This window comes from Haliea sp. (assembly GCF_040222615.1).
Lineage (GTDB): Bacteria > Pseudomonadota > Gammaproteobacteria > Pseudomonadales > Halieaceae > Haliea.
Genome location: NZ_JAVKCQ010000004.1, coordinates 1 through 7,016 on the forward strand (window position 1 = coordinate 1; position 7,016 = coordinate 7,016).

At 64.5% G+C, this 7,016-nt stretch carries 6 protein-coding genes; 4 read left to right on the top strand and 2 right to left on the bottom strand.

The window, feature by feature from the left end:
- Positions 1-922, bottom strand: a 922-nt coding sequence (locus RJQ10_RS00175; protein ID WP_350142398.1) for an argininosuccinate synthase, incomplete at its 3' end; no start/stop codon positions are given.
- Between the two features lie 131 nt (positions 923-1,053).
- On the opposite strand from RJQ10_RS00175, the gene pyrC reads away from it, so the two are divergent.
- The 3 genes from pyrC to RJQ10_RS00190 all read left to right on the top strand — a co-directional run bounded on the left by pyrC (position 1,054) and on the right by RJQ10_RS00190 (position 3,384).
- Positions 1,054-2,106, top strand: coding sequence for a dihydroorotase (pyrC, locus tag RJQ10_RS00180; protein WP_350142400.1), 1,053 nt, complete (start codon positions 1,054-1,056; stop codon positions 2,104-2,106).
- A complete protein-coding gene (gene rnt / locus RJQ10_RS00185) occupies positions 2,103-2,738 on the top strand; it encodes a ribonuclease T (RefSeq protein ID WP_350142402.1) in 636 nt (211 codons plus the stop codon). The genes pyrC and rnt overlap by 4 nt, the downstream gene beginning before the upstream one ends.
- Positions 2,739-2,943: 205 nt before the next feature.
- On the top strand, positions 2,944-3,384 hold the full coding sequence (locus RJQ10_RS00190) for a hypothetical protein (protein ID WP_350142404.1): 441 nt from the start codon (positions 2,944-2,946) through the stop codon (positions 3,382-3,384).
- 108 nt (positions 3,385-3,492) lie between these two features.
- On the opposite strand, the gene RJQ10_RS00195 is transcribed toward RJQ10_RS00190, so the two are convergent.
- Complete coding sequence (locus tag RJQ10_RS00195) at positions 3,493-3,678, bottom strand: hypothetical protein (protein ID WP_350142406.1); 186 nt, start codon at positions 3,676-3,678, stop codon at positions 3,493-3,495.
- Positions 3,679-3,812: 134 nt separating this feature from the next.
- Between RJQ10_RS00195 and nifJ the strand changes: the two genes are divergently transcribed.
- The coding region (nifJ, locus tag RJQ10_RS00200) for a pyruvate:ferredoxin (flavodoxin) oxidoreductase (RefSeq protein ID WP_350142408.1) at positions 3,813-7,016 on the top strand (3,204 nt) is incomplete at its 3' end.

Consider the following 7,016-nt stretch of genomic DNA (forward strand, 5'->3'; position numbering starts at 1 on the left):
GGTCATCCTTGAGGTGGGCGACTTCCCGGTCCAGGGTGATGGACTCGATGGCGCGGTGGGCCTTGAGCATGATGGTGCCGCCGGGGGTCTCGTAGCAGCCCCGGGATTTCATCCCCACGTAGCGGTTTTCCACCAGATCGAGGCGGCCAATGCCGTTGGCGCCGCCGAGCTTGTTCAGGCGCTCCAGCACGGTGGCCGGGCTCAGGCGCTCGCCGTCGATGGCGACGATGTCGCCGCGCTCGTACTCCAGCTCGATGTAGGTGGGGGTGTCGGGGGCCGCCTCCGGGCTCACGCTCCAGCGCCACATGTCTTCCTCGGCTTCCGCCCAGGGGTTCTCCAGGATGCCGCCCTCATAGGAAATGTGCAGCAGGTTGGCGTCCATGGAGTACGGGGACTTCTTCTTGGCATTGCTGAAGTCGACCGGGATGTCGCGCTCTTTGCAATAGGCCATCAGGGTTTCCCGCGAGGTCAGGTTCCACTCCCGCCAGGGGGCGATTACCTTGATGCCGGGCTTCAGCGCATAGGCGCCCAGCTCGAAACGGACCTGGTCATTGCCCTTGCCGGTGGCGCCGTGGGAAATCGCGTCGGCGCCGGTTTCATTGGCAATCTCGATCAGGCGCTTGGCGATCAGCGGACGGGCGATGGAGGTACCCAGCAGGTACTCGCCCTCATAGACCGTGTTGGCGCGGAACATGGGATAGACGAAGTCGCGCACGAACTCCTCGCGCAGGTCGTCGATGTAGATCTCCTGCACACCCATGGCCTTGGCCTTGGCGCGCGCGGGCTCCACCTCTTCGCCCTGGCCGATGTCCGCGGTGAAGGTCACCACCTCGCAGGCATAGTTGTCCTGCAGCCAGCGCACGATGACCGAAGTATCCAGGCCGCCGGAATAGGCCAGCACCACTTTCTTGACGTCAGACATGAGTTGCTCCGTTTTCAGGGCGTTAAAGGGGGCATATTCTACTCCGGGGCGGCGGGTGATTCCCAGCCCGTATTCCCGTGAGCTGGGGTTTACGTTACCATCCCGGCTGACATTCCCTGCCCTGGCCCGCTGTGACTGAACTCACCATTACCCGCCCCGACGACTGGCACGTGCACCTGCGCGACGAATCCGCCCTGCCCGACACCTGCGCCGACATGGCGAGGTATTTTGGCCGTGCCATCGTGATGCCCAACCTGACTCCACCGGTGACCACGGTAGCCGCTGCCGGCGCCTACCGCGACCGTATCCTGGCCGCCATGGCCGGGCTGCCGCGGCAGTTTGAACCACTGATGACCCTGTATCTGACGGACGGCACGGATGCCGCGGAAATCCGCCGCGCGGCGGACTGTGAGTTCGTCCACGCGGTCAAGCTCTACCCCGCGGGCGCCACCACCAACTCGGATGCCGGGGTCGCGCAGCTGGAAGGCCTGTACCCGACCCTGGAGGCCATGGAGGCCGCGGACCTGCCGCTGCTGGTGCACGGCGAGGTCACCGACAGTGAAATCGACATCTTTGACCGGGAAAAAGCTTTCATCGACCGCCATCTGGCACCCATCGTAAAGCGCTTCCCGGGCCTGCGGGTAGTGCTCGAGCACATCACCACCGCCGACGCAGTGGACTTTGTGAGTGCCTCGCCAGGCAATGTGGCAGCCACTATTACCGCCCACCACCTGTTGCTGAACCGCAACGACATGCTGGTGGGTGGCATCCGGCCACACCTCTATTGCCTGCCTGTCCTGAAACGCAACAGCCACCAGCGGGCGCTGGTACGGGCGGCCTGCTCCGGCAGTCCGAAGTTCTTCCTCGGCACCGACTCCGCCCCCCACAGCACCGCGCGCAAGGAGACCGCCTGCGGTTGTGCCGGCTGCTACACTGCCCACGCCGCCATCGAGCTGTATGCAGAGGTATTTGACACCGAGGATGCCCTGCCCCTGCTGGAGGGTTTTGCCAGCCACTTCGGGCCGGATTTCTACCACCTGCCGCGCAATACAGACACCATTACCCTGCGCCGGGAGGGTTGGCAGGTGCCTGCCAGCCGGGCCCTCGGCGACACCACCCTGACCCCGCTGCGAGCGGGTGAAGACATGCACTGGCGGGTAGTGGATCGGGACACTGCGGTTTGACGGAACCCAGCGGGCAGCGCATCTGTGAGCGTTTTCGCGGCTTCCTGCCCGTGGTCATCGATGTGGAGACCGGCGGTTTTGTCGCCGCCACCGACGCCATCCTGGAAGTTGCCGCCACCATCGTGCGCATGGACGAAGACGGCAACCTGGATGTGCACCGCACTTTCAATTTCCACGTCAAGCCGTTCGAGGGTGCAAACATCGAGCAGGCGGCGCTGGACTTCACCGGCATCGACCCCTGGCATCCCTTCCGCGAGGCAGTCGACGAGGCGGAAGCCTTCGACGAGCTGTTTCGCGTGGTGCGCAAGGAAGTGCGGGACCAGAGCTGCAATCGCGCCATTCTGGTGGGCCACAACGCCCACTTTGATGCCGGCTTTGTCAATGCGGCGGTAGAGCGCTGCGGCATCAAGCGCAATCCCTTCCACCCCTTCTCCTTCTTCGATACCGCCACCCTGGCGGGCCTGGCCTATGGCCAGACGGTACTGGCCAAGGCCTGTAAAGAGGCCGGTATTGCCTTCGACAACGCCGAGGCACACTCCGCCGCCTACGACGCCGAACGCACCGCCGAGCTGTTCTGCGAAATCGTCAACCGCTGGAAGGACTCCGGTGGCTGGGTGCCCGCGTTTTCCTGAGACCATCACTCCGCCAGAAGATCAGACTGCCAATTCTGTTTACTTCAGCTATAGTGGTGGCAGGTCACAGTAGTGAGGTCGGCAGGGTGAGTAAAGACAGCTCCGCATTCAGGAACGGCATAATCTTGGCAGGCACCATCATCGGTCTCGCGGTAGTCATCATCCTGTTCGCGAGATATATCAGCTAGCAAACCTGGGTATTAGCATGAAGAGACTGTGTTTTCTGTCCCCGGACCTGGCGCACGCCCGCAAGGTGGTGGCAGACCTCCGCAACAACGGCATTGAAGAGCAACATATCTATGCCCTGGCTCGCCATGGCGTCGATCTGGAAGATCTGCCCGATGCCGGCCCGGAGGCAGACGACTTCCTGGCCGGTTACAAGCGCGGGGTGACACTCGGCGGCAGCGCGGGTGTGCTGGCCGGGCTCACCGCACTCGCCTTTCCCCCGGCAGGCATCGTGATTGGGGGTGGCTTCGTACTCCTGACCGGCCTGTTCGGTGCCGGCGTCGGCGGTCTGCTGACAGCATGGCCGGAGCTGCCTTCCCCAGCTCGCGACTGCAGGAGTTCGAACAGGCTATCGAAGAAGGCAACATCCTCATCATGGTGGACGTTCCCGCCGGTGAAGTCGGCATGTTTGAAACCCTGATCAAGGAGCTGGATCCCGAGGTCAGCGTGGAGGGCATCGAGCCTCCGGCAAAACTGATTCCCTGAGCCCCCGGCGCGGGGCACATCACCGCTCCCACGGGCCCCGCCATCAGAGTTTGGGCAATAACGCCTGAAGGCATCCACAGTACTGCAGTGCGGCGCTGTTGCGCTGGCCCGGCTCGCTGACGTTCGGGTCAGGCGTCGTATCTACACTCGATTCTGTCAACGGACTGTCCTCGATCAGCAGCGTGGGGGAGGTCGCGGTGTTGATATCCTGAGCGATGAGTGTATTCAAGGCATTGGCCTTGGCTTAGTCGCTCGTGTTGATCGTATTTCGACAATTCTGCCCCGGCATGACACCGATCAAATGTCGTCGCTCCCCTGTAGGCTATAGTAAAAACAGTAGTGAACCTGCAAGGGATGTTACCTATGGGGCAGACCACCCTGACCATCGACGGCAACGAGGCGGCGGCCCGCATTGCCCACCTGACCAGTGAGGTCATCGCCATCTATCCCATCACCCCCGCCTCCACCATGGGGGAGTGGGCGGATGAATGGTCCGCCGGGGGGCAGCGGAACCTGTGGGGCAGCGTACCCCGGGTGATCGAGATGCAGAGCGAGGCCGGCGCCGCGGGGGCGATTCACGGCGCCCTGCAGGCCGGCGCGCTCACCACCACCTTTACCGCCTCCCAGGGCTTGCTGCTGATGCTGCCCAACATGTACAAGATCGCCGGCGAACTGAGCCCGACGGTTTTCCATATCGCCGCCCGCTCGGTGGCCAGCCAGGCCCTGTCGATCTTTGGCGACCACAGCGACGTGATGGCGGCCCGGGCCACCGGCTTCGCCATGCTGGCCGCCAACAGCCCGCAGGAGGTCATGGACTTCGCCCTGATCGCCCACGCCGCCAGCCTGCGTGGGCGCCTGCCCATGCTGCACTTCTTCGACGGCTTCCGCACCTCCCACGAGGTAGCCAAAATTGCCGCCGTACCGGAAGATGTGGTCCGGGCCCTGATCGATGAAGACGCGATCCGCGCCCACCGCGAACGCGCCCTGTCGCCGGAACACCCGGTGCTGCGCGGCAGCTCCCAGAATCCCGATGTGTTTTTCCAGGCCCGGGAAACGGTCAATCCCTGGTACAGCGCCTTCCCCGGAATCGTCCAGCAAGTGATGGATGAGTTTGCCACCCTGACCGGACGCCAGTACCGTGTGTTTGACTATATCGGTGACCCGCAGGCCGAGCGGGTGCTCGCGTTGATGGGCTCTGGCGCCGAAACTGCGCAGGAAACCGTCGACTGCCTGCTGGCCCGGGGCGAGAAGATCGGGCTGCTGAAGGTGCGCCTGTTCCGGCCCTTTGACGCCGCAGCCCTGCTGGCGGCCATTCCCGCCAGCACCCGGGCCATTGCCGTGCTGGACCGCACCAAGGAGCCCGGCGCCGACGGTGAGCCGCTGTACAAGGACATCCTCGCCGCGCTGGCCCAGGAAGCGATGACCGGGAGCGCACGCGTGGCGCTGCCGCGGGTGATTGGCGGCCGCTTCGGGCTCTCCTCCAAGGAGTTCACCCCGGGGATGGTCAAGGCGGTGTTCGACGAGCTCAACAAGGCGCAGCCGAAAAATCACTTCACCATCGGCATCCACGACGACGTGAGCCACAGCAGCCTGGACTGGGACCCGGACTTTCGCACCGATGCCCACGCCCAAAGTATGCAGGCCCTGTTCTACGGTCTCGGCAGCGACGGCACCGTCAGCGCCAACAAGAACAGCATCAAGATCATCGGCGAGAGCACCGACCTCCACGCCCAGGGCTACTTTGTCTACGACTCCAAGAAGTCCGGCGCCACTACTGTCTCCCACCTGCGTTTCGGGCCCCGACCGATCCATGCCAGCTACTTGATCGAGGACCACTGCGCCGGCTTCATTGCCTGCCACCAGCCGGGCTTTCTGCACAAGGTGGACATGCTGCGCAAGGCCGCCCCCGGCGCCACTTTCCTGGTGAACTCGCCGCTGCCCGCGGACCGGTTCTGGGACAGCCTGCCACCCCATTGCCAGCAACAGATAGTCGACAAGGGTCTGAAACTGTACTGCATCGACGCCTACCAGGTGGCCGCGGACACCGGCATGGGCAAGCGTATCAACACCATCATGCAGGTCTGCTTTTTTGCCATTTCCGATATCCTGCCCGCGGAGCAGGCCATCGCCGCGATCAAGGGGGCGGTGGAAAAGACCTACGGGCGCCGCGGGCAACGTATCATCGAGCGCAACTTCCAGGCCATCGACGCGGCGCTGGCGGGGCTGCATCCGGTGCCGCCCGGCAGTGTGAATGGCAAGGTGGTTGCCCTGCACGCGGGCGTCGGCAGCGGCGAAAGCTTTGCCGAGCGGGTGACCGCGCGCATTTTGGCCGGCCAGGGTGACCTCATCCCGGTCAGCGCCCTGCCCGCGGACGGCAGCTTCCCGCTGGGCACGGCGGCGCTGGAGAAGCGCAACCTGGCCCTGGAGATTCCGGTGTGGGACCAGGAACTCTGCACCCAGTGCGGCAAATGCGCCTTCGTCTGCCCCCACAGCGTGATCCGCAGCAAGGTCTTCGGCCAGGAGTTGCTGGCCCAGGCCCCCGCCACCTTCAAGGCTGCGCCGGTGCGCAACAAGGACTACCCGGCGGGCCAGGTGATGAGTTACCAGGTATCACCCGAAGACTGTACCGGCTGCACCCTGTGCGTGGACATCTGCCCGATTCGCGACAAGAGCAACGCCAGCCACAAGGCCGTCAACATGGCGCCTGTCCAACCCCTGCTGGAAACGGAGAAAGCCAACTGGGACTTCTTCCTGCAGTTGCCGGAGTTCCCCCGCGCGCAGCTCAAGACCAGCACGATCCCCGGCGCCATGGTGATGCAGCCCCTGTTCGAATTTTCCGGCGCCTGCGTTGGCTGCGGTGAAACGCCCTACCTGCGGCTGGTCAGCCAGCTGTTCGGGGATCGCATGGTCATCGCCAATGCTACCGGCTGCTCCTCCATCTACGGTGGCAACCTGCCGACCACGCCCTGGGCCCACAACGCGGAGGGTCGGGGGCCGGCGTGGAACAACTCCCTGTTCGAGGACAACGCCGAATTCGGCCTCGGTATCCGCATCGCCATCGACCAGCAGGTGAGCCAGGCCAGGGACCTGCTGGCACAGCTGCGCGGGGAGGTGGAGCCGGCCCTGGTGGACGCGATTCTCGGCGCCGATGAAAGCGACGAGGCCGGTATCCACGAGCAGCGGCAGCGGGTGGCGCAGCTGCGGAAAGGACTGGGAAAACTTGCCGGGGACCGGGCCCGCCGCCTGCAGCAGCTGAGCGAGCACCTGTGCCGCAAGTCCGTCTGGTGCGTGGGCGGCGACGGCTGGGCCTACGACATCGGCTACGGCGGCCTGGACCACGTGCTGGCTGCCGGTGAGAACATCAATATCCTGGTACTGGATACGGAGGTGTACTCCAACACCGGCGGCCAGACCTCCAAGGCCACGCCCCGCGGCGCGGTGGCCAAGTTCTCCGCCGGCGGCAAGGCCGTAGCGAAGAAGGACCTGGCCCTGCTGGCGATGGAGTATCCGAATGTCTATGTGGCCCACGTCGCCTACGGTGCCAAGGACACCCAGACCCTGAAGGCT